Below are 21540 nucleotides of genomic sequence, written 5' to 3'. Positions count from 1 at the left end.
TGCCACGCCGCCGGACGACCGGGTCCACGCGGCACCCCGTGACCCCGCAGGAGCCGCCATGTCGACCACCGTCGGCGCCGACGTCGAGGCGCTGGAGGCGCTCGCCTCGCAGTTCGACTCCGGCGCGGAGGAGCTGCGGGCGCTGGCCGCCCGGCTCACGGGCGCGATCGAGGCGACCCACGACTGGCAGGGCCCCGACGCCCAGCGCTGCAAGGAGGAGTGGAGCGGCTTCGCCCGCGACCGGATGGCCGGGGTCGGCGACGCCCTCGCCGCCGCGAGCCGGCTGCTGGCCGACAACGCCCGGGAGCAGGAGCGGGCCAGCGCCGCCGACGGGGCCGGCGGCGGCTACGGCGTGCTCGCCGTCGCCCAGACCGGCTGGACGGTGGGCAACGCGGCGAAGAAGGTGGCCGGCGCCTTCCTCAAGGCCAAGGCGCTCGTCGACTTCCTCCGCCTCGCGCGGGCCAAGAGCCTGGGGCAGCTGATGAGCTCGGTGACCGTCGCCCAGGCGCTCAAGACCTTCATGCAGGGCGGCAAGGAGGGCGGACTCCTCGGCAAGATCGGGCTCCCCGCGCTCGGCCGGTTGGCCGGCAAGGCGTTCCTGCCCATGACGGTGCTGACCGGGGCCTGGGACGCCGCCACCGGTGGCGGGTACGACGGCCTGCGCGGCGCCACCACGCGGGTCCTCGGCGGCGCGGGCGCGCTCGGCGCGGTCGCCCTGGTCGCCGGCGGCGCCGCGATGGTCGCCACCGCGCCCATCACGGCCACCGTCGCGGCCTCCGCCGTCGCGCTGTACGGCGCGTGGAGCGCCGGCAACTACGTCGTCGACAACTGGAGCACCCTCGACCGGGCGGTGTTCTCCCCCGCGATCTCGGCCGTCGGCCGGGCCTGGGAGGGCGCCACCACCGGAGTCTCGTCCGCGCTCGGGTGGGCCCGTGGCCTGCTCGGCGGACCCCGAACGGCAGGAGCCGGAGCATGAGCGCGCCCACCCTCGACCTCGTCGCGACCAAGGCCGGGCACGAGCCCCGGACGATCGCCATCGAGGTCCTCACCGACGAGGAGGTCTCGGTCCTCGTCCCCGACCGCGGTGTCGTCGTCGCGCCGGTCCTCGACGAGGTGCCCGAGGCCGACCGCGACGCCGTGCGACGCACGGCCTACCGCGGCCTGCTGGCCCGCGGCATCGTCGAGGCCCCCGACCCGGAGGCCGTGGCCGCCGCCGCAGCCGCCCCGCCGGGCCCGAGCGGCGACGTGGCCCTCGACCTGCGGGTCCGCAACGACGTCCTCTCCGCGCTCACCCTGCGCAGCGCCGCGACCGCCGTCGTGGCGGTCGGGCGCACCACCGCCGAGGCCCAGGACTTCTGGTACGCCCACCTCGTGGAGGAGGTCGTGCTGGTCGAGCAGGTCGGCACCGACGGCCTGCACCGCTTCTCCCTCGGGCACGCCCGCGACCTGCCGGACCTCCTGCGAGCCGTGGCCGTCCACCCCGACGCCCGCGACGGCGCCGGTGAGGAGGTCGAGCTGGCGGTGGCCCCTGACTCGGAGGCGCCGGCCGAGCTGGTCGAGCGACTGGGCCGGGCCTACCTGCGGGCCGACGTCCTGGTCGTCCGCCGCGAGGCCGGTGCCCCCGTCGAGGCGCCCGAGCTGACCGGCGTCTTCACCGGGCCCGAGGGGTCGTGGTCGGTGGTGTCGCGGCCCGGTTCGCAGCGGGCCTGGGCCCGGCCCGAGACGGCCGCGGGCGTCGTACGACGGGTGGAGGGGCTGGCCGCGCAGGCCCGTGCCGCCGTCACCGCGACCGCCGGGGGCCAGCCGTGATCCGGGGCATGGACACCGAGTCCGTCGCCGCCCTGGCCCAGCAGCTGGCCGAGGTGGCCGAGCGGGTGCGCGACGTGGAGACCCGTCTCTCGAGCGGGCTGGCCACCACCGAGTGGGTCGGCGCCGACCGCGAGCGCTTCCGCTCCGACTGGGAGGGCCAGCACGTGGTCGCCCTCCGCCAGGCCGCCGAGGCCCTCGACGACGCCTCCCGCCTGGCCTCCTCCGAGGTCGCCCAGCAGGACCACGCCTCCGCGTAGCGGGTCGTCCCGCGGCGGCGGCGGTCGGTGCCCGGGGTCGTCGGTCGTCCGCGGGACAGAAGGTCTAGTCGCCGCCGTAGGGGACGCCGAGGGCCTCCAGCTGGGCGCGGCCGCCGTCGAGGGCGGTGAGGACCCAGGTGCCGCCGTCGGGGGTCAGGGTGAAGGTGTGCTCGCTGTGGGCGGCCCAGGAGCGGTCTCGGGTCACCACGGTCCAGTCGTCGTCGAGGACGTCGTTGGTGGGGTCACCGAGCACGAGCATCGGCTCGACGGCCAGGGCCAGGCCGGGCACGAGGCGCGGGCCCTTGCCCGGGCGTCCGTAGTTGGGGACGTCAGGCGGCTGGTGCATGGCGGAGCCGATGCCGTGGCCGGTGTAGTCCTCGACGATGCCGTAGGAGCCGGCCGCGCGGACGTGGGTCTCGACCGCGTGCGAGATGTCGGTGACCCGGCCGTCGGGCCGGGCGGCCGCGATGCCGCGCCACATGGCCTCCTCGGTGACCCGGGCCAGCGCCGCGACCTCGTCGGGCACCTCCCCGAGGGCGACGGTGATCGCCGCGTCGCCGTGCCAACCGTCGACGATCGCCCCGCAGTCGATGGAGACCAGGTCGCCCTCGACGAGCCGCCGGTCGCCGGGGACGCCGTGCACGACCTCCTCGTTGACCGAGACGCAGATCGACCCGGTGAAGCCCTGGTAGCCCAGGAACGACGGCGTGGCGCCGAGCTGCCGGATGTGCCGCTCGGCGGCCTCGTCGAGGTCCCCGGTGGTCAGGCCGGGACGGGCGAGGTCGGCCAGCACCTCCAGGGTCCGGCCGACCACGAGGCCGGCCCGGCGCATGCCGGCGACCTGCTCGGGCGTCTTGACCTCGACGCCGCGGTCTCGCCACCCCACGGGTGGCGGTCCTAGGACTCGTCGACGATGTCGAGGGCCTCGAAGATCCGCTTGGTGACCTCGTCGACCGTGCCCATGCCGTCGACCTCCACGCAGATGCCGCGCGAGCGGTAGAGCTCGATGAGCGGGTGGGTCTGCTCGGCGTACACCTCCTGGCGACGTCGGATGACGTCCTCGGTGTCGTCGGCGCGGCCCTCGGTCTCGGCGCGCTGGAGCAGCCGGGCGACGAGCTCGTCGGCGTCGACGGTCAGCACCACCGCGGCGTCGAGCTTGTGCCCGGTGAACCGGATCATCCCGTCGAGCTCCTCGACCTGCGCCGGGGTGCGGGGGTAGCCGTCGAGCAGGAAGCCGGGCTCGGCGTCGGGCTCGTCGATCCGGTTGCGGACCATCTTGTTGGTGACCTCGTCGGGGACGTAGTCACCGGCGTCCATGTAGGTCTTGGCCTCGAGGCCGAGCGGGGTCCCCTGGGAGACGTTGGCGCGGAAGATGTCGCCGGTGGAGATCGCGGGGATGCCGAAGTGGTCGGCCACGCGGGTGGCCTGGGTCCCCTTCCCGGCTCCCGGGGGGCCCATCAGGATCAAGCGCATCAGCGGAGGAATCCTTCGTAGTTGCGCTGCTGGAGCTGGCTCTCGATCTGCTTCACCGTGTCGAGCGCGACGCCGACCATGATGAGGATGGACGTACCACCGAACGGGAAGCTCTGGTTGGCCTCGATGAGCACGATCGCGATCAACGGGATGAGCGAGATCAGGCCCAGGTAGATCGCTCCGGGCAGCGTGATGCGGGACAGGACGTAGGACAGGTAGTCCTCGGTCGGCTTGCCCGCCCGGATCCCGGGGATGAAGCCGCCGTACTTCTTCATGTTGTCGGCCACCTCTTGCGGGTTGAAGGTGATCGAGACGTAGAAGTAGGTGAAGAAGATGATCAGCGCGAAGTAGGCGACCATGTAGTACGGGTGGTCGCCGCGCACGAAGTGCTCGTTGATCCAGCCGACGATGGCCGGCGGGTTGGGGTTGTTCTGGTTGAACTGGACCGCCATCGCCGGCAGGTAGAGCAGCGACGAGGCGAAGATGACGGGGATGATGCCGGCCTGGTTGACCTTGAGCGGGATGTAGGTCGAGGAGCCGCCGAACATCTTGCGGCCGACCATCCGGCGGGCGTACTGCACCGGGATGCGGCGCTGGGCCTGCTCGATGAAGATGACCGCGGCGACCACGACGAGGCCGACGGCGATCACCACGCCGAAGGTCCACCAGCCCTGGGTCTTGCCGACCTGCCACAGGGCGGTCGGGAAGGTGGCGACGACCTGGGTGAAGATGAGGATCGACATGCCGTTGCCGACGCCGCGCTCGGTGATGAGCTCGCCGAGCCACATGATGACGGCGGTGCCGGCGGTCATGGTGACGACCATGACGATGAACGTCGAGAGGCCCTGGCTGTGCAGCAGCGGCTCGGTGCAGTTCTGCAGCAGCGAGCCGTTGCGGGCCAGCGCCACGATGCCCGTCGCCTGGAGGACCGCGAGGCCCAGCGTCAGGTAGCGGGTGTACTGGGTGATCTTGGTCTGGCCGGCCTGACCCTCCTTCTTGAGGGCCTCCAGCCGGGGGATCACCACGACGAGCAGCTGCAGGATGATGCTCGCGGTGATGTAGGGCATGATCCCGAGCGCGAAGATCGTCAGCTGGAGCAGCGCGCCGCCGGAGAACAGGTTGATGAGCGTGTAGACGCCCTCGCTGTTGGCGTCCTGGCCCAGGCACTGGTCGACGTTGGCCACGTTGACGCCCGGAGCCGGGATCTGCGAGCCCGCCCGGAAGATCACGATGATCAGCAGGACGAACAGCAGCTTCTTGCGCAGGTCCGGGGTCCGGAAGGCGTTGGCGAACGCGGTGAGCACGTGTCCTCTTTCTCCAAGCGGTGAGGGCCCGGCCCAGACGACAGCGACGCGTCAGGACGCGTCGCTGCGCAGGGGGCGCTGGGCCTCGGGAAGCCTAACAGGCGGGTGGGTCGGTGGTGGCGGCCACGGGCACGCTCGGTGGTCGGCGTGCGTGGTGCGGCACCACCCCGAGCGCGACGAAGGGGCGGCCCTTGGCAGGGACGCCCCTTCGTCGTCGTACGTCGGTGGGCCGGTCTCAGCCCACGGTGACCGAGCCGCCGGCGGCCTCGATCTTCTGCTTGGCCGAGGCGGAGACGGCGTCAGCCGTCACGGTCAGCGCGACGGACACGTCGCCCTGGCCGAGCACCTTGACCGGCTGGTTCTTGCGGACCGCACCCTTGGCGACCAGGGAGTCGACGGTGACGTCGCCGCCCTCGGGGAAGAGGGTGGAGAGCTTGTCGAGGTTGACGACCTGGAACTCGACCTTGAACGGGTTCTTGAAGCCCTTGAGCTTGGGCAGACGCATGTGGATCGGCGTCTGGCCACCCTCGAACCCGGCGCGGACCTGGTAGCGGGCCTTGGTGCCCTTGGTGCCGCGACCGGCGGTCTTGCCCTTGGAGCCCTCACCGCGACCGACGCGGGTCTTGGCCTTCTTGGCGCCCGGAGCGGGCTTCAGGTGGTGCAGCTTGAGCGTCATGTCACTCGACCTCCTCGACCGTCACCAGGTGACGGACGGTGTGGACCATGCCGCGGATCTCCGGGCGGTCCTCCTTGACGACCACGTCACCGATGCGCTTGAGGCCCAGCGAGCGCATGGTGTCGCGCTGGTTGGCCTTGCACCCGATGGTGGACTTCTTCTGCTGGACCTTGAGCTGCGCCATCAGGAGGTCACCCCTGCGGCAGCGGCCTCGGCCGCCTCGACCTTGCCCTGCTCCTGCGCCCTGAGCAGCGCCGCCGGGGCGACGTCCTCGACGGGCAGGCCGCGGCGCGAGGCGACGGCCTCGGGCTGCTCGAGCATGCGCAGCGCCTCGACGGTCGCGTGCACGATGTTGATCTGGTTGGACGAGCCGAGCGACTTGCTCAGCACGTCGTGGATGCCGGCGCACTCGAGCACCGCACGCACCGGGCCGCCGGCGATGACGCCGGTACCGGGCGAGGCGGGCCGCAGGAAGACGACACCGGCCGCCTTCTCACCCTGGACGGGGTGCGGGATCGTCCCCTGGATGCGGGGCACCCGGAAGAACGCCTTCTTGGCCTCCTCGACACCCTTGGCGATCGCCGCGGGCACCTCCTTGGCCTTGCCGTAGCCGACGCCGACCATCCCGTCACCGTCACCGACGACGACGAGGGCGGTGAAGCTGAAGCGTCGACCACCCTTGACGACCTTGGCGACACGGTTGATCGCGACGACCCGCTCGAGGTACTGGCTCTTCTCAGCACCCTGGCCGCGGCCACCGTCGCGTCCGCGCCGGTCACCGCCTCCGCGCTGTCCGCGCTGGGCTCCACTCATGAGTATCTGCTCCCTGTTCTCGTCTGTCGCTGGCTCAGAACGAGAGCCCGCCGGAGCGGGCCCCGTCGGCCAGGGCCGCGATCCGGCCGTGGTACTGGTTGCCGGCACGGTCGAAGACGACCGACTCGACGCCCGCGGCCTTGGCCCGCTCGGCGACGAGCTCGCCGACCCGGGTGGCCTTGGCGCTCTTGTCGCCGTCGAGGGCGCGCAGGTCGGCCTCCATGGTCGAGGCCGAGGCGAGCGTCTTGCCCACCAGGTCGTCGACGACCTGGACGAACAGGTGCCGGGTGGAGCGGGTGACCACGAGGCGCGGACGCTCGGCGGTGCCGCTGATGCGCTTGCGGCCGCGCACCTGACGCTTGAGCCGCGACTGAAGCCGCTTGGAGGCGTGCTTCTGCTGCTTGATCTTGACGGCCATGGACTACTTACCAGCCTTTCCGACCTTGCGGCGGATGTGCTCGCCGGAGTACCGGACGCCCTTGCCCTTGTACGGCTCGGGCTTGCGGAGCTTGCGGATGTTGGCGGCGACCTCGCCGACCAGCTGCTTGTCGATGCCGACGACACCGAGCCTGGTCGGGCCGTCGACGGTGAAGGTGATGCCCTCGGGCGCGTCGAAGATGATCGGGTGGGAGTACCCGAGCTGGAACTCCAGCTGGGTCGGGCCCTTGGACAGGACGCGGTAGCCGACGCCCACGATCTCGAGCTTCTTCTCGTAGCCCTCGGTGACGCCGACGACCATGTTGTTGACCAGCGTGCGGGTCAGGCCGTGGAGCGACTTGCTGGTGCGCTCGTCGTCGGGGCGCTTGACGTCGAGGACGCCGTCGTCACCCTTCTCGACCACGATCGGCTCGGCGACGGTGTGGCTCAGGGTGCCCTTGGGGCCCTTGACGGTCACCAGGGGGCCGTCGATGGCCACGTCGACACCGGACGGGACCGCGACGGGGAGCTTGCCAATGCGCGACATGCTTCTAGTTCTCCTTGTCTCGGTCTCGGGTCACCAGACGTAGGCGAGGACTTCGCCGCCCACGCCCTTCTGGTTGGCCTGGCGGTCGGTGAGCAGGCCCTGGCTGGTGGAGATGATCGCGACGCCGAGGCCGCCGAGCACCTTCGGGAGGCCGGTGTGCTTGGCGTACACGCGCAGGCCGGGCTTGCTGATGCGGCGCACGCCGGCGAGCGAGCGCTCGCGGTTGCGGCCGTACTTGAGGGTGATGGTGAGCGTCTGGCCCGGGCCCTCGTTGTCGGTGACCTCGAAGGAGGCGATGTAGCCCTCCTGCTTGAGGATCTCGGCGACGCCCTGCTTGAGCTTGCTGTAGGGCATCGACACGTCGTCGTGGAACGCCGAGTTGGCGTTGCGCAGACGGGTCAGCATGTCTGCGATCGGGTCGGTCATGGTCATGAAGGGTGTTCTCTCTCTTCTGCGGTTTCGCCGGCCTCGAGGACCGGCGACCTTCAGCGGTTGGTGTGGCTGGTGGTCACCAGGAGGACTTGGTCACGCCGGGCAGCTCGCCGCGGTGCGCCATCTCGCGCAGGCAGATGCGGCACAGCCCGAACTTGCGGTAGACCGCCTTCGGCCGGCCGCAGCGCTGGCAGCGGGTGTAGCCGCGGACGGCGAACTTCGGCTTCCGGGCCGCCTTGACCTTGAGGGACGTCTTCGCCATGGCTCAGTTCTCCTTGAAGGGGAAGCCGAGCTGCTTGAGCAGCGCGCGCCCCTGGTCGTCGTTGGTGGCGGTGGTGACGATGGTGATGTCCATGCCGCGCTGCCGGTCGACCCTGTCCTGGTCGATCTCGTGGAACATGACCTGCTCGGTGAGGCCGAAGGTGTAGTTGCCGTTGCCGTCGAACTGCTTGGGGTTCAGGCCCCGGAAGTCGCGGATGCGCGGGAGCGCGAGCGACAGCAGGCGGTCGAGGAACTCCCACATCCGGTCGCCGCGCAGCGTGACGTGCGCACCGATCGGCATACCCTCGCGCAGCTTGAACTGCGCGATCGACTTGCGGGCCTTGGTCACGGCCGGCTTTTGGCCGGTGATCGCGGTGAGGTCGCGGATGGCGCCCTCGATCAGCTTGGAGTCACGAGCAGCCTCGCCGACACCCATGTTGACGACGATCTTCACCAGGCCGGGGACCTGCATGACGTTGGGGATGGAGAACTCCGACGTCAGCGCCGGCACGATCTCCTCGCGGTAGCGCGTCTTCAGGCGCGGGGTGACCTTCTCGGCCACGGAACCCTCGGTCATCTCAGATCTCCTTGCCGGTCTTGCGCGAGATGCGCACGCTGCGCGTGCCCAGGTAGGTCGAGCCGTCGGGACGGCGCTTGGTGACCTCCTCGCGGCGGAAGCCGATGCGGGTCACGCCGTCGCCCTCGACGAGCATCACGTTGGAGACGTGGATCGGGGCCTCGGTGGTGATGATGCCGCCGGTCGAGCCGGAGCGACCGCCCTGGTTGACGGCCTTGGTGTGCCGCTTGATGCGGTTGACACCCTCGACGATCAGCCGCTGCTCCTCGCGGAGCACCTTGATGACCTTGCCCTCGGCGCCCTTGTCCTTGCCTGCGATCACCTTGACGGTGTCGCCCTTCTTGATGGCGATCTTCGCCGGGCGGTTGTCCGCCATCACAGCACCTCCGGGGCGAGCGAGATGATCTTCATGAAGCGCTTCTCGCGCAGCTCGCGGCCGACGGGGCCGAAGATGCGCGTGCCGCGCGGCTCCCCGTCGTTCTTGAGGATCACCGCGGCGTTCTCGTCGAAGCGGATGTAGGACCCGTCGGCCCGGCGGCGCTCCTTGACGGTGCGCACGACGACGGCCTTGACGACGTCGCCCTTCTTGACGTTGCCGCCGGGGATCGCGTCCTTGACGGTGGCGACGATGACGTCACCGATGCCGGCGTAGCGACGACCCGAGCCGCCGAGCACCCGGATGCAGAGGATCTCCTTGGCACCCGTGTTGTCGGCGACCTTGAGTCGCGACTCCTGCTGAATCACTGTGTCTCTCCTTGTCGAGCCGGTTCTCCCGGACGCGGGGTCCGGGAGCCTGGCCGAACGGTGTGGTGGGTTACTTGGCCTTCTCGAGCACGCGCACGAGGCGCCAGCGCTTGGTGGCCGACAGCGGACGGGTCTCCATGATCAGGACCCGGTCGCCGACGCCGCACTCGTTGTTCTCGTCGTGGGCCTTGAGCCGGCTGGTGCGGCGCATGACCTTGCCGTAGAGCGCGTGCTTGACGCGGTCCTCGACCTCGACCACGACGGTCTTGTCCATCTTGTCGCTGACGACCAGGCCCTCGCGGCTCTTGCGGGCGTTGCGCTGCAGGCCCTCGGTCGTGCTCTCGGTGCTGTCGGTGCTCATGCGGTTGCCTCGTCCTTCGTGCCCGGCGCGACCCGGATACCGAGCTCGCGCTCGCGGATCACGGTGTAGATGCGGGCGATGTCCTTCTTGACCGAACGGAGCCGGCCGTGGCTCTCGAGCTGGCCGGTCGCCGCCTGGAAGCGGAGGTTGAACAGCTCCTCCTTGGCCTCGCGGAGCTTGGCCTCGAGGTCGACGGCGTTGAGCTCGTCGAGCTCGTGCGCCTTGGTGTCGATCGCCATCAGAACTCACCGGCCTCTCGGGTGATGAAGCGGCACTTCATGGGGAGCTTGTGGATGGCGCGGCGCATCGCCTCGCGGGCGACGTCCTCCGGCACGCCGGACAGCTCGAACATGACGCGGCCGGGCTTGACGTTGGCGACCCACCACTCGGGCGAGCCCTTGCCGGAACCCATGCGGGTCTCGGCGGGCTTCTTGGTCAGCGGGCGGTCGGGGTAGATGTTGATCCACACCTTGCCGCCACGCTTGATGTGCCGGGTCATGGCGATACGAGCGGACTCGATCTGCCGGTTGGTCACGTAGTGGCCCTCGATGGCCTGGATGCCGAAGTCACCGAAGGCCAGCGTGGTGCCACCCTTGGCCGCGCCGCGGCGCGTGGGGTGGTGCTGCTTGCGGTGCTTGACACGACGGGGCATCAGCATGGGTCAGCCCTCCGTTCCGGGAGTCGTCTCCGCGGGGGCCTCGGCGCCGGCCTGGGCCGGGGCGTCGGTCGTGCCCTCGCGGTCGGCGCGGGACGGGCGCGAGCCACGGCTCGGACGCTCGCCACCGCGACCGGGGCGGTTGCCGCCGCGGCCGGGGACACCGGCGCGCGCAGCGGCCTGGGCCTGGCGCTCGGCACGGGTGCCGGCGACCTCGCCCTTGTAGATCCAGACCTTCACGCCGATGCGGCCGAAGGTCGTCTTGGCCTCGTAGAAGCCGTAGTCGATGTCGGCACGCAGCGTGTGCAGCGGGACGCGGCCCTCGCGGTAGAACTCGGTGCGCGACATCTCGGCGCCGTTGAGGCGGCCCGAGCACTGGATCCGGATGCCCTTGGCACCGGAGCGCATCGTGGTCTGCATCGCCTTGCGCATCGCGCGGCGGAACTGCACGCGGCCGGCGAGCTGCTCGGCAACGCCCTGGGCGACGAGCTGGGCGTCCATCTCCGGGGACTTGACCTCGAGGATGTTGAGCTGGACCTGCTTGCCGGTCAGCTTCTCGAGCTCGCCACGGATGCGGTCGGCCTCGGCGCCGCGGCGGCCGATGACGATGCCCGGCCGGGCGGTGTGGATGTCGACGCGGACGCGGTCACGGGTGCGTTCGATCTCGACCTTGGAGATGCCGGCCCGCTCCATGCCCTTGGAGAGCAGCTTGCGGATCGCGACGTCCTCGCCGACGTAGCTCTTGTAGAGCTTGTCGGCGTACCAGCGCGACTTGTGGTCGGTGCTGATCCCGAGGCGGAACCCGTTGGGGTTGATCTTCTGGCCCATCAGGCACCCTTCCCGTTGACCACGTCGGCCGGCTGGACGACGAGGGTGATGTGGCTCGTGCGCTTGTTGATCCGGGTCGCCCGGCCCTGGGCCCGGGGGCGCCAGCGCTTCATGGTCGGACCCTCGTCGACCATCGCCTTGCTGACGACCAGGTCGGCGGCCGCGAGGCCCTCGGTGGTCTCGGCGTTGGCGATGGCGCTCTCGAGCACCTTGTAGACGGTCTCGGAGGCGGCCTGCGGCGCGAACTGCAGCAGGGCCAGGGCCTCGTCGACGGGGAGGCCGCGGACCAGGTCGACGACCCGGCGCGCCTTCATCGGGGTGATCCGCTGGAACCGGGCGACGGCGAAGGCGCCCGGCTGGTCGCCCAGCAGGGTGTCGCGACGCGCGGTGATGCGGTTGCGCTCGGTGGTGGCCATCAGCGACGACGCCCCTTCCGGTCTTCCTTGACGTGCCCGCGGTAGGTGCGGGTCGGGGCGAACTCGCCCAGCTTGTGACCGACCATCGAGTCGGTGACGAAGACCGGGACGTGCTTGCGGCCGTCGTGCACGGCGATCGTGTGACCGATCATGTCCGGCACGATCATCGACCGGCGCGACCAGGTCTTGATGACGTTGTGCGAGCCCTTCTCGTTCTCGGCGTCCACCTTCTTCTGCAGGTGGTCGTCGACGAAGGGGCCCTTCTTCAGGCTGCGAGGCATCTGTGGTTACTTCCTACCCTTGCCGGACTTGCGACGACGGATGATCTGGGAGTCGGAGGCCTTGCGCTTGCGCGTGCGGCCCTCGGGCTTGCCCCAGGGGGACACCGGGTGACGACCACCCGAGGTCTTGCCCTCGCCACCACCGTGCGGGTGGTCGACCGGGTTCATCACGACACCGCGGACGGTCGGGCGCTTGCCCTTCCAGCGCATGCGGCCGGCCTTGCCCCAGTTGATGTTGGACTGCTCGGCGTTGCCGACCTCGCCGACGGTGGCGCGGCAGCGCACGTCGACGAAGCGCATCTCGCCCGAGGGCATGCGCAGCGTGGCGCGCGAGCCCTCACGGGCGACGAGCTGGGCCGAGATGCCGGCGGAGCGGGCGATCTTGGCGCCGCCGCCGGGGCGGAGCTCGACGCAGTGGATCGTCGTGCCGACCGGGATGTGGCGCAGCGGCAGGTTGTTGCCCGGCTTGATGTCGGCCTGCGGGCCGGACTCCACGCGGGTGCCCTGGCGCAGGTCGCGCGGCGCGATGATGTAGCGCTTCTCGCCGTCGGCGTAGTGCAGCAGCGCGATGCGCGCGGTGCGGTTGGGGTCGTACTCGATGTGCGCGACCTTGGCCGGCACGCCGTCCTTGTCGTAGCGACGAAAGTCGACGACGCGGTAGGCGCGCTTGTGGCCACCGCCCTGGTGCCGCGTGGTGATCCGGCCCTGGTTGTTGCGGCCGCCCTTCTTGGGCAGCGGGCGGGTCAGCGACTTCTCGGGCGTGGTGCGGGTGATCTCGACGAAGTCGGCCACCGAGGAGCCGCGGCGGCCCGGGGTGGTCGGCTTGTACTTGCGGATTGCCATCAGTCTGAGTCCTCTCGCCCGATCAGGAGGCCGGGCCGGCGAAGATGTCGATGCGGTGGCCCTCGGCCAGGCTGACGATGGCGCGCTTGGTGTCCTTGCGCTTGCCGGTGCCGTTGCGGGTGCGGCGCGTCTTGCCGGGGCGGTTGAGGGTGTTCACCGAGGTGACCTTGACGTCGAAGATCTTCTCGACCGCGATTTTGATCTCGGTCTTGTTCGCGTCGGGGTGCACCAGGAAGGTGTACTTGTTGGCGTCGAGGAGGCCGTAGCTCTTCTCCGACACCACCGGCGCGATCAGGACGTCACGGTGGTCCTTGTGGATCGTGCTCACTTCTCGCCCTCCTCGGTCTTGTCCAGGCCGACGGCCGGGGCCGTCTGCGCGGTGCGCGTCTGCAGGGCCACGAACGCGTCGTAGGCGGCCTGGGTGAACACCACGTCGTCGGCGGCCAGCACGTCGTAGGTGTTGAGCTGGTCGGCCGCGAGGACGTGCACCTCGGGCAGGTTGCGCAGCGAGAGACGCGTCAGGGTGTCCTCGCGCTCGACCACGACCAGGAACTTGGTGCGGGTGGCAACGTCGGCCAGCGCCTGGAGCGCGGCCTTGGTCGAGGGCTTCTCGCCCGAGACCAGCGCGTCGACGACGTGGATGCGGTCGTGGGCGGCCCGGTCGGACAGGGCCCCGCGCAGGGCGGCGGCCTTCATCTTCTTGGGGGTCCGCTGCGAGTAGTCGCGCGGCTGCGGGCCGTGGACCGTGCCACCGCCGGCGAACTGCGGGGCGCGGGTCGAGCCCTGGCGGGCGCGGCCGGTGCCCTTCTGCTTGTAGGGCTTGCGGCCACCGCCGCGGACCTCGCCGCGGGTCTTGGTGGAGTGCGTGCCCTGGCGGGCGGCGGCGCGCTGGGCGACGACGACCTGGTGGATCAGCGGCACGTTGACCTTGGCGCCGAAGATCTCGGACGGGAGGTCGACCTTGACGATAGCCATGCTCAGGCCTCCTGCTTCTTCGCAGCCGTGCGCAGCACGATCAGGCCGCCCCGGGGGCCGGGCACAGCGCCCTTGACCAGGATCAGGCCCTTCTCGACGTCGACGGCGTGCACGGTGACGTTCTGGGTGGTGACGGTGTCGGTGCCCATGTGGCCGGCCATCCGGACGCCCTTGAACACGCGGCCGGGGGTGGCGCAGGCGCCGATCGAGCCCGGCTTGCGGTGGTTGCGGTGGGCACCGTGGGAGGCGCCGACGCCGGAGAAGCCGTGGCGCTTCATCGTGCCGGCGAAGCCCTTGCCCTTGCTGGTGCCGGTGACGTCGATGCGCTCGCCGACCTCGAAGGTGTCGACGGGCAGCTCCTGGCCGACGGTGTAGGTCGAGGCCTCGGCGGTGCGGATCTCCACCAGGTGGCGGCGCGGGGTGGTGCCGGCCTTGGCGAAGTGGCCCGCCTCGGGCTTGTTGACCTTGCGGCCCTCGATCTCGCCGTAGCCGACCTGGATGGCGTTGTAGCCGTCGGGCTCGGGCAGCCGGACCTGGGTCACGACGTTGGTGCCGGCCGCGATCACGGTGACGGGGACGACGCGGTTGTTCTCGTCCCACAGCTGGGTCATGCCGAGCTTGGTGCCCAGCAGGCCCTTCATGTTGCGTTCGGTAGTCATCTCGTCAGTCCTCTGGCTCAGAGCTTGATCTCGATGTCCACACCGGCAGGCAGGTCGAGCCGCATGAGCGAGTCGACGGTCTTGGGCGTGGGGTCGATGATGTCGATGAGGCGCTTGTGGGTGCGCATCTCGAAGTGCTCGCGCGAGTCCTTGTACTTGTGGGGCGAGCGGATGACGCAGTACACGTTCTTCTCGGTCGGCAGCGGCACGGGGCCGGCGACGCGCGCACCCGTGCGGGTGACGGTGTCCACGATCTTGCGCGCCGAGGTGTCGATCACCTCGTGGTCATAGGCCTTGAGCCTGATGCGGATCTTCTGTCCCGCCATAGGTAGCTCGTCCTCACTCGTTCGTCCTGCGTCATGGCTTGGGTCGTGCTGGGCTCCGGGTCCGACCCCCGCGGTCGGGCGTGTCGTCATGTCTCCACATGACGATCCGCACCGGATCGCTGCCGACCCGGATCACGGGGATCCTGGGCCTGCTGGTGGTCGCTGATCGGTCTTCCCCTGGGAGGGAGGCTGTGCGGTGCGGCTACTGCCTACCCACACGCCCACGCCAGCTCAGTGGTGCCGGCCCCTGGGGGCCGAGCCGGGAGACGCGATTCAGTAGTCAAGACCTGCCGCACCCCGACAACCCGCCGGAGCAACCTGGACATCTTGGCAGAGATGGGCGCACGGTTCCAACTCCACGACGCCCCCCCCGGGGGGGGGGGGGGGGGGGGGGGGGGGGGGGGGGGGGCGCCCCCACCGGCACACCGGGGCCCCGCGGGGCCCCCCCCCCCACCCCCCCCCCCCCCCCCCCCCCCCCCCCCCCGGGGCCGAGGTCGTCGGTGGGGACGCCGGGGCCCCGCCTGACAGGATGGCACCCCACCGCCCGACGCAGGACGAGGCAAGGACGACGAGGAGCCATGACGGACCACCCGCCCCCGGGTCCCCCGCCGCCCGGACCGCCGCCGCCGGGCGCCCCGCCGGCCCCTGCCCACGCCGCCGGTGGCCCGTCGCGCTGGGTCGTGCCGCCGGCGTACGCCGCACCGGGCGCGCCGGCCCCGGGCCCGGCCGGCGGACCGCCGCCGGGGTGGGCCCCGCCGCGCGGGATGCTCGGCGCCGCCCACAAGCCGGGAGCGATGCCGCTGCGTCCCCTCACCCTCGGCGAGATGTACGACGCCGCGTTCCGCATCATCCGCTTCAACCCCAAGGCGACGGTGGGTGCGGCGGTGCTGGTCGCGGCGGTGACGATGGCCGTCCCGGTGCTGGTCACCACGCTGCTGACCTGGACCGTCGGCCTGGCCTACGACCCGGCGGCGCCGATCGGCGAGACGGGCACGGGCGACGACCTCGGCTCCGCGGCCGCGCTCGGGTCGCTCGGCCTCGGCATCGTGCTCCAGGGGCTCGGCCTGGTCCTGGTGACGGGGATGATCGTGCACGTCACGGCCGCGGCAGCGGTCGGCCGCCGGCTCTCGCTCGGCGAGGCCTGGGCCGCCACCCACGGCCGCCGGTGGCGCCTGGTCGGCCTGACGCTGCTGCTGGGACTGGCGACGACGGTCATCATCACCGTCTACGTCCTGGCGTGCGTACTCGTGGCCGTCTCGGCACCCACGGTCGCCGCCGTCGTCGTCATCATCGTCTCGGTGCCGGTCTTCGTGGCGTTCCTGCTGTGGTTCTGGATCAAGGTCTACTACCTGCCCGTGCCGCCGCTGATGCTCGAACGGCTCGGCGTCCTCGCGAGCATCGGCCGGGGCTACCGCCTCACCCGCGGCTCGTTCTGGCGGGTCCTGGGCATCGCCCTGCTGACCCTGCTGATCGGGAGCTTCGCGGGCCAGATCCTCGGCACGCCGTTCTCGCTGCTGTCCGCCTTCGGCTCCCTGGCGGTCCCGGCCGACTACACCCTCCTCGTCACCGTGGTCGGCTCGGCGCTGGCCCAGGTCGCGACGACGGCGTTCGTGGCGCCCTTCGCCTCGACGGTCACCTCGCTGCAGTACCTCGACCAGCGCATGCGCCTCGAGGGGTACGACGTCGAGCTGATGCGCCAGGCCGGGATCCTCGAGCGGTGAGGCGGGAGCCCCCGCTCGACCCGACAAGCGAGCAGGCCCGCGACCTGCTCGGTCGCGAGCTCACCGACCCCTCCTACTACCGCGACGGCGTCCTCCAGCGGATCATCGACTGGATCGGCCGCACCTTCGACGGCGGCGTCGAGGGCGCGCGCGACGTGCCGTCGCTGAGCTGGTTGGCGATCACCCTGGTCGTCGTGCTGCTCGTGGGCGGACTGGGCTTCCTCGCCTCCCGCGCCCGTCGTACGGCGCGCGCCGCGGTCGGGCGCGAGGGCGACGTGCTGACCGACGAGGTCCTCTCCGCGGCGCAGCTGCGGGCGCGCGCCGAGGCGGCGCTGGTCGAGGGCCGCTTCGCCGAGGCCGTCGTCGAGGGCTTCCGCGCCCTGGCCCGCCGGCAGGTCGAGCGCGGCCGGCTCGAGGACTCCCCCGGGGTCACCGCGCACGAGGTGGCGGCCGTGCTGGCCGCCGAGTACCCCGACCTGCGCGAGCGCACCGCCGCGGGCGCCGACCTCTTCGACGCCGTCATGTACGGCGAGCGGCCGGCCGACCGCGACCAGGCCGCCCTCGTGCTCGACCTCGACGTCGAGCTGGGACGGGCCCGGTGAGCGCCGCGACGGCGCCGGCCTCCGCACCCCCGGCGGCCGGAGGCCCGACCGGCTGGGTGCGCCGGCACCGGGCGGCCCTGGTGGTGGCCGCCTTCGTGCTGCTCGCGCTCGGCGTCGCGCTGCTGACCCGCGGCGAGCAGGGCAACACGACGCCCTACGACCCGGCCAACGCCGGCGAGGACGGCGCCCGGGCGGTGGCCCGGGTGCTGGCCGAGGAAGGCGTCGACGTCGAGACCGCCCGCTCGGCCGACGAGCTCGCCGAGGCCGGGGCCGGCGCCGGCACGGCCGTGGTGGTGACGTCGGCCGACGAGCTCGGCGAGAGCACCGTCGACCGGCTCCGCGACGACACCCGCGGCGCCCGCCTCGTGGTCGTCGACCCCGGCCCCGAGCTGCTGCGCCTGCTCGACCGCCCGGGCTCGCCCGGCTCGGTCGACGGCGGCGACCCGATCGAGGCCGGCTGCGACGACCCGCTGTTCGGCGACCTGCGCATCGAGGTCGACCAGGCCGGTGCCATGCCCGGCTCCGGCTGCTTCGCCGACACCCTCGTCACCACCGGCGACCTGACCCTGCTCGGCGCCCCGCAGCTGCTGACCAACGACCAGGTGCTGCGCGCCGACAACGCGGCCGTGGCCCTGCGCCTGCTGGGGCAGGACGAGCGCCTGGTCTGGTACGTCCCGTCGTACGCCGACCTGGTGGGCGACGACGGCGTCGGGCTGCGCTCGCTGCTGCCCGGCTGGGTGCTGCCGGGGGTCTGGGTGCTCGGCCTCGCGGGCCTCGCGCTCGTGCTGTGGCGGGGCCGCCGGCTCGGCCCGCTCGCGATCGAGCCGCTCCCGGTCGTGGTGCGGGCGATCGAGACGACCCGCAGCCGCGGCCGCCTCTACCGCCGCTCCGGCGACCGCGCCCACGCCGCGGCCACCCTGCGCGCGGCCACCCGGGCGCGGGTGCGGGCCCGGATGCGCCTCGGCACCGCCGAGGAGACGACGCTGGTGCGCGACGTGGCCCGCCACGTCGGCCGCACCGAGGCCGAGGTGGGCGACCTCCTCGGCAGCACCGGGCGCGTGCCCGGCTCCGACCGTGACCTGATCAGCCTGGCCAACGCCCTGGCCGCACTCGAGGAAGAGGTACGCCGATCGTGACCGAGCACCCGCTCGACCCCGCCAGCGCTCCCCCGCCGCCCCCGCCCTCCGCACCCCCAGCGGCACCCCCGTCCGCACCCCCGTCCGCACCACCGGCGTCCCCGCCGCTGCAGAAGCGGTCGGGCCCCGACGGGGAGGTCCGGGAGCGGTTGACCGCGGTGCGCCACGAGGTGGCCAAGGCGGTGGTCGGCCAGGACGCGGCGGTCTCCGGCCTGCTCGTGGCCATGCTGTGCGGCGGCCACGTGCTCATGGAGGGCGTGCCCGGCACGGCCAAGACCCTCCTGGTGCGCTCGCTGGCGGCCAGCCTGTCGGTGGAGACCCGGCGGGTGCAGTTCACCCCCGACCTGATGCCCGGCGACATCACCGGGTCGATGGTCATCGACTCCCACGCGGGCGAGCTGTCGTTCCGCGAGGGCCCGGTCTTCACCAACCTGCTGCTGGCCGACGAGGTCAACCGCACGCCCCCCAAGACCCAGTCGGCGCTGCTCGAGGCGATGGAGGAGGGCCAGGTCTCGGTCGACGGCACCACCCACCGGCTGCCCTCGCCGTTCGTCGTCGCCGCCACGCAGAACCCCGTCGAGCACGAGGGCACCTACCCGCTGCCCGAGGCGCAGCTCGACCGGTTCCTGCTCAAGGTCGTGCTGCCGATCCCCGTGCGCGACGCGGAGATCGAGGTCCTGACCCGGCACGCCGCCGGGTTCGACCCGCGCGACGTGCGGGCCGCCGGCGTCAGCGCGGTCGCCTCCGGGGCCGATGTCGAGGCCGGCCAGCGCGCGGTGCGGTCGGTGCAGGTCAGCCCCGAGGTGGCGGCGTACATCGTCGACATCGCGCGGGCCACCCGCGAGTCGCCCTCGCTGTCCCTGGGCGTCAGCCCGCGCGGCTCGACCGCGCTGCTGCGGGCGGCGCGGGCCTGGGCGTGGCTCTCGGGTCGCGACTTCGTGACGCCCGACGACGTGAAGTCGCTGGCGCACGCCACCCTGGTCCACCGCCTGGGCCTGCGCCCCGAGGCCGAGCTCGAGGGCGTCGACGTCGCCCAGGTGCTGGCCTCGGCGCTCGGCTCGGTGCCGGTCCCCCGCTAGGCGCGCACCCGATGGCGATCACGGGGCGGGTGCCGCTGCTGGTCCTGCTGGGACTGGTGGCGGTCGTGCTGCGCCCCGGGGCGGGCACGGTGTGGCTGTGGCTGCTGCTCGTGCTGCTGCTGGGCCTGGCCGACTGGCTGCTCGCACCGCGACCCGCCGCCCTGACGTTCGTACGCCGCCCGGTCGGCACGGTCCGGCAGGGCCACCCGGCCCAGGCGGTGCTGGTCGTGGCCAACCCCACCGGCCGCACCATGCGCGGGGTCGTGCGCGACGCCTGGCAGCCCACCGCCGGCGCGACCGGCGACCGCCACCGGCTGCGTCTCGGGCCGGGCGACCGGGCCGCGCTGGTGACCCGGCTCCAGCCGGTGCGCCGCGGGGAGCTGCGCGCCCTGGGGGTCACGGTCCGGCTGCCTGGCCCGCTCGGGCTGGTGGCCCGCCAGCGCACCGTCGACGTCGCGGGGTCGGTGCGGTCGCTGCCGCCGTTCGACTCCCGCAAGCACCTGCCCTCGCGGCTGGCCCGGCTGCGCGACCTCGACGGCCGGGCCGCGGTGCGGGTGCGCGGGCAGGGCACGGAGTTCGACTCCCTGCGCGAGTACGTCCGCGGCGACGACGTGCGCTCGATCGACTGGCGGGCCTCGGCGCGCACCAGCAACGTCGTCGTCCGCACCTGGCAGCCCGAGCGCGACCGCCGCGTGGTGCTGGTGCTCGACACCAGCCGCACCTCGGCGGGCCGGGTCGACGACGTGCCCCGCCTCGACTCGGCCATGGACGCCGCCCTGCTGCTGGCCGCCCTCGCCGCGCGGGCGGGCGACCGCGTCGACTTCGTGGCCGGCGACCGCCGGGTGCGCTCGCGGCTGCGCTCGGCCGGGGTCCGGCAGGTCTCCGCGGACCTCCAGGACGCGATGGCCGAGCTCGAGCCGGTCATCGCCGAGGCCGACTGGGACGCCCTGGCCGGTGCCGTCCAGGGGTTCGGACGCCAGCGGGCGCTGGTCGTGCTGCTGACCCCGCTCGAGCCGAGCGCGGTCGAGGAGGGCCTGCTGCCCGTGCTGCCCGTCCTCACCCGGCACCACCGCGTCGTGCTGGCCTCGGTGCGCGACCCCGCCCTGGACCGGCTGGCCACCACCCGCACCACGCTCGAGGAGGTGTACGACGCCGCCGCGGCCGAGCACGCCGGGCAGCGGCGCCGGCGTACCGCCGACCTGCTGACCCGGTTGGGGGTCGACGTCGTCGACGCCGAGGCCGACCGGCTGCCGCCGGCCCTGGCCGACCACTACCTCTCGCTCAAGGCCCGCGGACTGCTCTGAGTCCGGCGGACCAGGCGCGGGCCGGGCGCGGGTCAGGCGCGGGTCAGGCGCGGGTGGCGACCGTGTCCTCGAGGTGGTCGGCCGACAGGTCGCCCGACTCGCCCTGCAGCGCAGCGCGACGACCCAGCACGAACACGTAGAGCAGGAAGACGACCTCGGCGAGCACGCCGATGCCGACGCGGGCCCAGGTGGGGAGCGGGGAGGGCGTCACGAAGGCCTCGATGATGCCGCTGACCAGCAGCACCACGCCGAGCCCGAGGGCGACGGTGACCGCGGTGCGGCCCTCGTGGGCGAGCGAGGCGGCGCGGGTGCGGCCACGGGGCTCGATCCACGACCAGAACAGCCGCAGCCCCACCCCGCCGGCCACGAAGATCGCGGTCAGCTCGAGCAGGCCGTGCGGGAGGATCAGCCCGAAGAAGACCCCACCGCGGTCGGCGCGGATCATGATCGAGCCGATGACCGCCAGGTTGGCGACGTTCTGGAACAGCAGCCAGACCACCGGCAGCCCGAGCACCCCGAGCGCGATGCACAGCGCGGCGACCCGGGTGTTGTTGAGCCAGACGAGCGAGGCGAACGACTGCGCGGGGTTCTCGCTGTAGTAGCTCTCGAAGTCGCTGTCGACCAGCTGGTCGACCTCGGCCGGGGAGAGCAGGCTCTGCTCGACCTGCGGGTTGTCGAGCAGCCACAGCATCATCACCGCGGTCACCACGACGTTGGCGACCAGGCACCCCAGCCACCACCACCGCAGCCGGTAGAGCGCGGCCGGGAAGCGGTGGGTGAAGAAGCGGCCGAAGCCGCGCCAGGTGCTCGTGCGGGTGCCCACGAGCCGGATCCGGGCCCGGGCCAGCAGCGAGGACAGGTAGGCGATGAGGTGGCTGTCGGGCGCCTGGGTGCGCACGACGGAGAGGTGCGTGGCGACCTGCTGGTAGCGCTCGACCAGCTCGTCGCTCTGGGCGCCGTCGAGACGACCCAGGTCGACCAGCGACTCGAGGCGCTGCCACTCGTGCGCGTGCGCGAGCACGTAGGCGTCGAGGTCCACGCCCG

Annotated in this window: 33 protein-coding genes; 8 read left to right on the top strand and 25 right to left on the bottom strand. The window is 72.3% G+C overall.

Translation table 11 applies throughout. The features are described from left to right. Positions 1-58: 58 nt before the first annotated feature. The 3 genes from FJQ57_RS02710 to FJQ57_RS02700 are packed head-to-tail and all read left to right on the top strand — an operon-like array spanning position 59 to position 2066. Positions 59-976 (top strand): hypothetical protein, encoded by a 918-nt coding sequence (locus tag FJQ57_RS02710; protein WP_139977689.1) that lies wholly within the window; start codon positions 59-61, stop codon positions 974-976. Continuing rightward, positions 973-1809, top strand: coding sequence for a hypothetical protein (locus FJQ57_RS02705; RefSeq protein ID WP_139977688.1), 837 nt, complete (start codon positions 973-975; stop codon positions 1807-1809). The genes FJQ57_RS02710 and FJQ57_RS02705 overlap by 4 nt, the downstream gene beginning before the upstream one ends. Before the next feature lie 8 nt (positions 1810-1817). Beyond that, a complete protein-coding gene (locus FJQ57_RS02700) occupies positions 1818-2066 on the top strand; it encodes a hypothetical protein (RefSeq protein WP_139977687.1) in 249 nt (82 codons plus the stop codon). Between the two features lie 64 nt (positions 2067-2130). Here FJQ57_RS02700 and map read toward each other — a convergent pair whose 3' ends face one another. The 24 genes from map to rpsJ form a co-directional block, all read right to left on the bottom strand. Further along, entirely contained in the window at positions 2131-2952 is an 822-nt protein-coding gene (map, locus tag FJQ57_RS02695; RefSeq protein ID WP_139977686.1) for a type I methionyl aminopeptidase, read from the bottom strand. A gap of 11 nt (positions 2953-2963) precedes the next feature. After that, a complete protein-coding gene (locus FJQ57_RS02690) occupies positions 2964-3539 on the bottom strand; it encodes an adenylate kinase (protein WP_139977685.1) in 576 nt (191 codons plus the stop codon). Then, positions 3539-4843: a preprotein translocase subunit SecY gene (secY, locus tag FJQ57_RS02685; protein WP_139977684.1), complete on the bottom strand. Its 1305-nt coding sequence runs from the start codon at positions 4841-4843 to the stop codon at positions 3539-3541. The genes FJQ57_RS02690 and secY overlap by 1 nt, the downstream gene beginning before the upstream one ends. Before the next feature lie 235 nt (positions 4844-5078). Beyond that, positions 5079-5519, bottom strand: coding sequence for a 50S ribosomal protein L15 (rplO, locus tag FJQ57_RS02680; RefSeq protein WP_139977683.1), 441 nt, complete (start codon positions 5517-5519; stop codon positions 5079-5081). Between the two features lies 1 nt (position 5520). After that, positions 5521-5703: a 50S ribosomal protein L30 gene (gene rpmD, locus FJQ57_RS02675; protein ID WP_139977682.1), complete on the bottom strand. Its 183-nt coding sequence runs from the start codon at positions 5701-5703 to the stop codon at positions 5521-5523. After that, a complete protein-coding gene (rpsE, locus tag FJQ57_RS02670) occupies positions 5703-6332 on the bottom strand; it encodes a 30S ribosomal protein S5 (RefSeq protein ID WP_139977681.1) in 630 nt (209 codons plus the stop codon). The genes rpmD and rpsE overlap by 1 nt, the downstream gene beginning before the upstream one ends. A 34-nt stretch (positions 6333-6366) precedes the next feature. Beyond that, complete coding sequence (gene rplR / locus FJQ57_RS02665) at positions 6367-6750, bottom strand: 50S ribosomal protein L18 (RefSeq protein ID WP_139977680.1); 384 nt, start codon at positions 6748-6750, stop codon at positions 6367-6369. A gap of 3 nt (positions 6751-6753) precedes the next feature. Continuing rightward, the gene (rplF, locus tag FJQ57_RS02660; RefSeq protein ID WP_139977679.1) at positions 6754-7296 is read right to left on the bottom strand and encodes a 50S ribosomal protein L6; all 543 of its coding nucleotides are present in this window, start codon (positions 7294-7296) and stop codon (positions 6754-6756) included. Between the two features lie 30 nt (positions 7297-7326). Continuing rightward, on the bottom strand, positions 7327-7728 hold the full coding sequence (gene rpsH / locus FJQ57_RS02655) for a 30S ribosomal protein S8 (protein ID WP_139977678.1): 402 nt from the start codon (positions 7726-7728) through the stop codon (positions 7327-7329). Positions 7729-7804: 76 nt separating this feature from the next. Then, entirely contained in the window at positions 7805-7990 is a 186-nt protein-coding gene (locus FJQ57_RS02650; RefSeq protein ID WP_010831721.1) for a type Z 30S ribosomal protein S14, read from the bottom strand. 3 nt (positions 7991-7993) lie between these two features. Continuing rightward, positions 7994-8566 carry a 50S ribosomal protein L5 gene (rplE, locus tag FJQ57_RS02645; RefSeq protein ID WP_139977677.1) on the bottom strand — a complete coding sequence of 191 codons (573 nt, stop codon included), beginning with the start codon at positions 8564-8566 and terminating at the stop codon, positions 7994-7996. 1 nt (position 8567) lies between these two features. Beyond that, positions 8568-8942: a 50S ribosomal protein L24 gene (rplX, locus tag FJQ57_RS02640; protein WP_211348726.1), complete on the bottom strand. Its 375-nt coding sequence runs from the start codon at positions 8940-8942 to the stop codon at positions 8568-8570. Continuing rightward, the gene (gene rplN / locus FJQ57_RS02635) at positions 8942-9310 is read right to left on the bottom strand and encodes a 50S ribosomal protein L14 (RefSeq protein ID WP_056599693.1); all 369 of its coding nucleotides are present in this window, start codon (positions 9308-9310) and stop codon (positions 8942-8944) included. The genes rplX and rplN overlap by 1 nt, the downstream gene beginning before the upstream one ends. Before the next feature lie 70 nt (positions 9311-9380). Continuing rightward, positions 9381-9671 (bottom strand): 30S ribosomal protein S17, encoded by a 291-nt coding sequence (rpsQ, locus tag FJQ57_RS02630; protein ID WP_139977676.1) that lies wholly within the window; start codon positions 9669-9671, stop codon positions 9381-9383. After that, positions 9668-9910 (bottom strand): 50S ribosomal protein L29, encoded by a 243-nt coding sequence (gene rpmC / locus FJQ57_RS02625; protein WP_139977675.1) that lies wholly within the window; start codon positions 9908-9910, stop codon positions 9668-9670. The genes rpsQ and rpmC overlap by 4 nt, the downstream gene beginning before the upstream one ends. After that, a complete protein-coding gene (gene rplP / locus FJQ57_RS02620; protein ID WP_139977674.1) occupies positions 9910-10329 on the bottom strand; it encodes a 50S ribosomal protein L16 in 420 nt (139 codons plus the stop codon). The genes rpmC and rplP overlap by 1 nt, the downstream gene beginning before the upstream one ends. Before the next feature lie 3 nt (positions 10330-10332). Beyond that, on the bottom strand, positions 10333-11154 hold the full coding sequence (rpsC, locus tag FJQ57_RS02615; RefSeq protein ID WP_139977673.1) for a 30S ribosomal protein S3: 822 nt from the start codon (positions 11152-11154) through the stop codon (positions 10333-10335). Continuing rightward, entirely contained in the window at positions 11154-11570 is a 417-nt protein-coding gene (rplV, locus tag FJQ57_RS02610) for a 50S ribosomal protein L22 (RefSeq protein WP_139977672.1), read from the bottom strand. Before rplV ends, rpsC begins: the two co-directional genes overlap by 1 nt. After that, a complete protein-coding gene (gene rpsS / locus FJQ57_RS02605) occupies positions 11570-11851 on the bottom strand; it encodes a 30S ribosomal protein S19 (protein ID WP_090969263.1) in 282 nt (93 codons plus the stop codon). The genes rplV and rpsS overlap by 1 nt, the downstream gene beginning before the upstream one ends. A gap of 6 nt (positions 11852-11857) precedes the next feature. Continuing rightward, on the bottom strand, positions 11858-12694 hold the full coding sequence (rplB, locus tag FJQ57_RS02600) for a 50S ribosomal protein L2 (RefSeq protein WP_139977671.1): 837 nt from the start codon (positions 12692-12694) through the stop codon (positions 11858-11860). A 22-nt stretch (positions 12695-12716) separates the two neighbouring features. Continuing rightward, entirely contained in the window at positions 12717-13022 is a 306-nt protein-coding gene (gene rplW / locus FJQ57_RS02595) for a 50S ribosomal protein L23 (RefSeq protein WP_139977670.1), read from the bottom strand. Then, positions 13019-13669, bottom strand: coding sequence for a 50S ribosomal protein L4 (rplD, locus tag FJQ57_RS02590; RefSeq protein WP_139977669.1), 651 nt, complete (start codon positions 13667-13669; stop codon positions 13019-13021). The genes rplW and rplD overlap by 4 nt, the downstream gene beginning before the upstream one ends. A 2-nt stretch (positions 13670-13671) precedes the next feature. Further along, positions 13672-14328: a 50S ribosomal protein L3 gene (rplC, locus tag FJQ57_RS02585; protein ID WP_139977668.1), complete on the bottom strand. Its 657-nt coding sequence runs from the start codon at positions 14326-14328 to the stop codon at positions 13672-13674. A gap of 17 nt (positions 14329-14345) precedes the next feature. Continuing rightward, complete coding sequence (gene rpsJ, locus FJQ57_RS02580; protein ID WP_139977667.1) at positions 14346-14654, bottom strand: 30S ribosomal protein S10; 309 nt, start codon at positions 14652-14654, stop codon at positions 14346-14348. A 578-nt stretch (positions 14655-15232) separates the two neighbouring features. Between rpsJ and FJQ57_RS22205 the strand changes: the two genes are divergently transcribed. From FJQ57_RS22205 to FJQ57_RS02550, 5 genes are all read left to right on the top strand, one after another. Beyond that, positions 15233-16375, top strand: a complete 1143-nt coding sequence (locus FJQ57_RS22205; RefSeq protein ID WP_170219243.1) for a hypothetical protein — start codon at positions 15233-15235, stop codon at positions 16373-16375. Beyond that, entirely contained in the window at positions 16372-16977 is a 606-nt protein-coding gene (locus FJQ57_RS22200; RefSeq protein WP_170219242.1) for a DUF4129 domain-containing protein, read from the top strand. Before FJQ57_RS22205 ends, FJQ57_RS22200 begins: the two co-directional genes overlap by 4 nt. Further along, positions 16974-18113, top strand: coding sequence for a DUF4350 domain-containing protein (locus FJQ57_RS02565; protein WP_139977665.1), 1140 nt, complete (start codon positions 16974-16976; stop codon positions 18111-18113). The genes FJQ57_RS22200 and FJQ57_RS02565 overlap by 4 nt, the downstream gene beginning before the upstream one ends. A 107-nt stretch (positions 18114-18220) precedes the next feature. Beyond that, a complete protein-coding gene (locus FJQ57_RS02555; RefSeq protein ID WP_139978952.1) occupies positions 18221-19192 on the top strand; it encodes an AAA family ATPase in 972 nt (323 codons plus the stop codon). An 11-nt stretch (positions 19193-19203) separates the two neighbouring features. Beyond that, complete coding sequence (locus FJQ57_RS02550; RefSeq protein ID WP_139977664.1) at positions 19204-20496, top strand: DUF58 domain-containing protein; 1293 nt, start codon at positions 19204-19206, stop codon at positions 20494-20496. A 43-nt stretch (positions 20497-20539) separates the two neighbouring features. Here the strand turns inward: FJQ57_RS02550 and FJQ57_RS02545 are convergent, their stop codons facing one another. Then, positions 20540-21535, bottom strand: coding sequence for a stage II sporulation protein M (locus FJQ57_RS02545; protein WP_139977663.1), 996 nt, complete (start codon positions 21533-21535; stop codon positions 20540-20542). Between the last annotated feature and the right edge of the window lie 5 nt (positions 21536-21540).

The organism is Nocardioides litoris, from assembly GCF_006346315.1.
GTDB lineage: Bacteria > Actinomycetota > Actinomycetes > Propionibacteriales > Nocardioidaceae > Nocardioides > Nocardioides litoris.
Note: the sequence above shows the minus strand (reverse complement) of the source record. Positions and strands in the feature narration are given on the sequence as shown.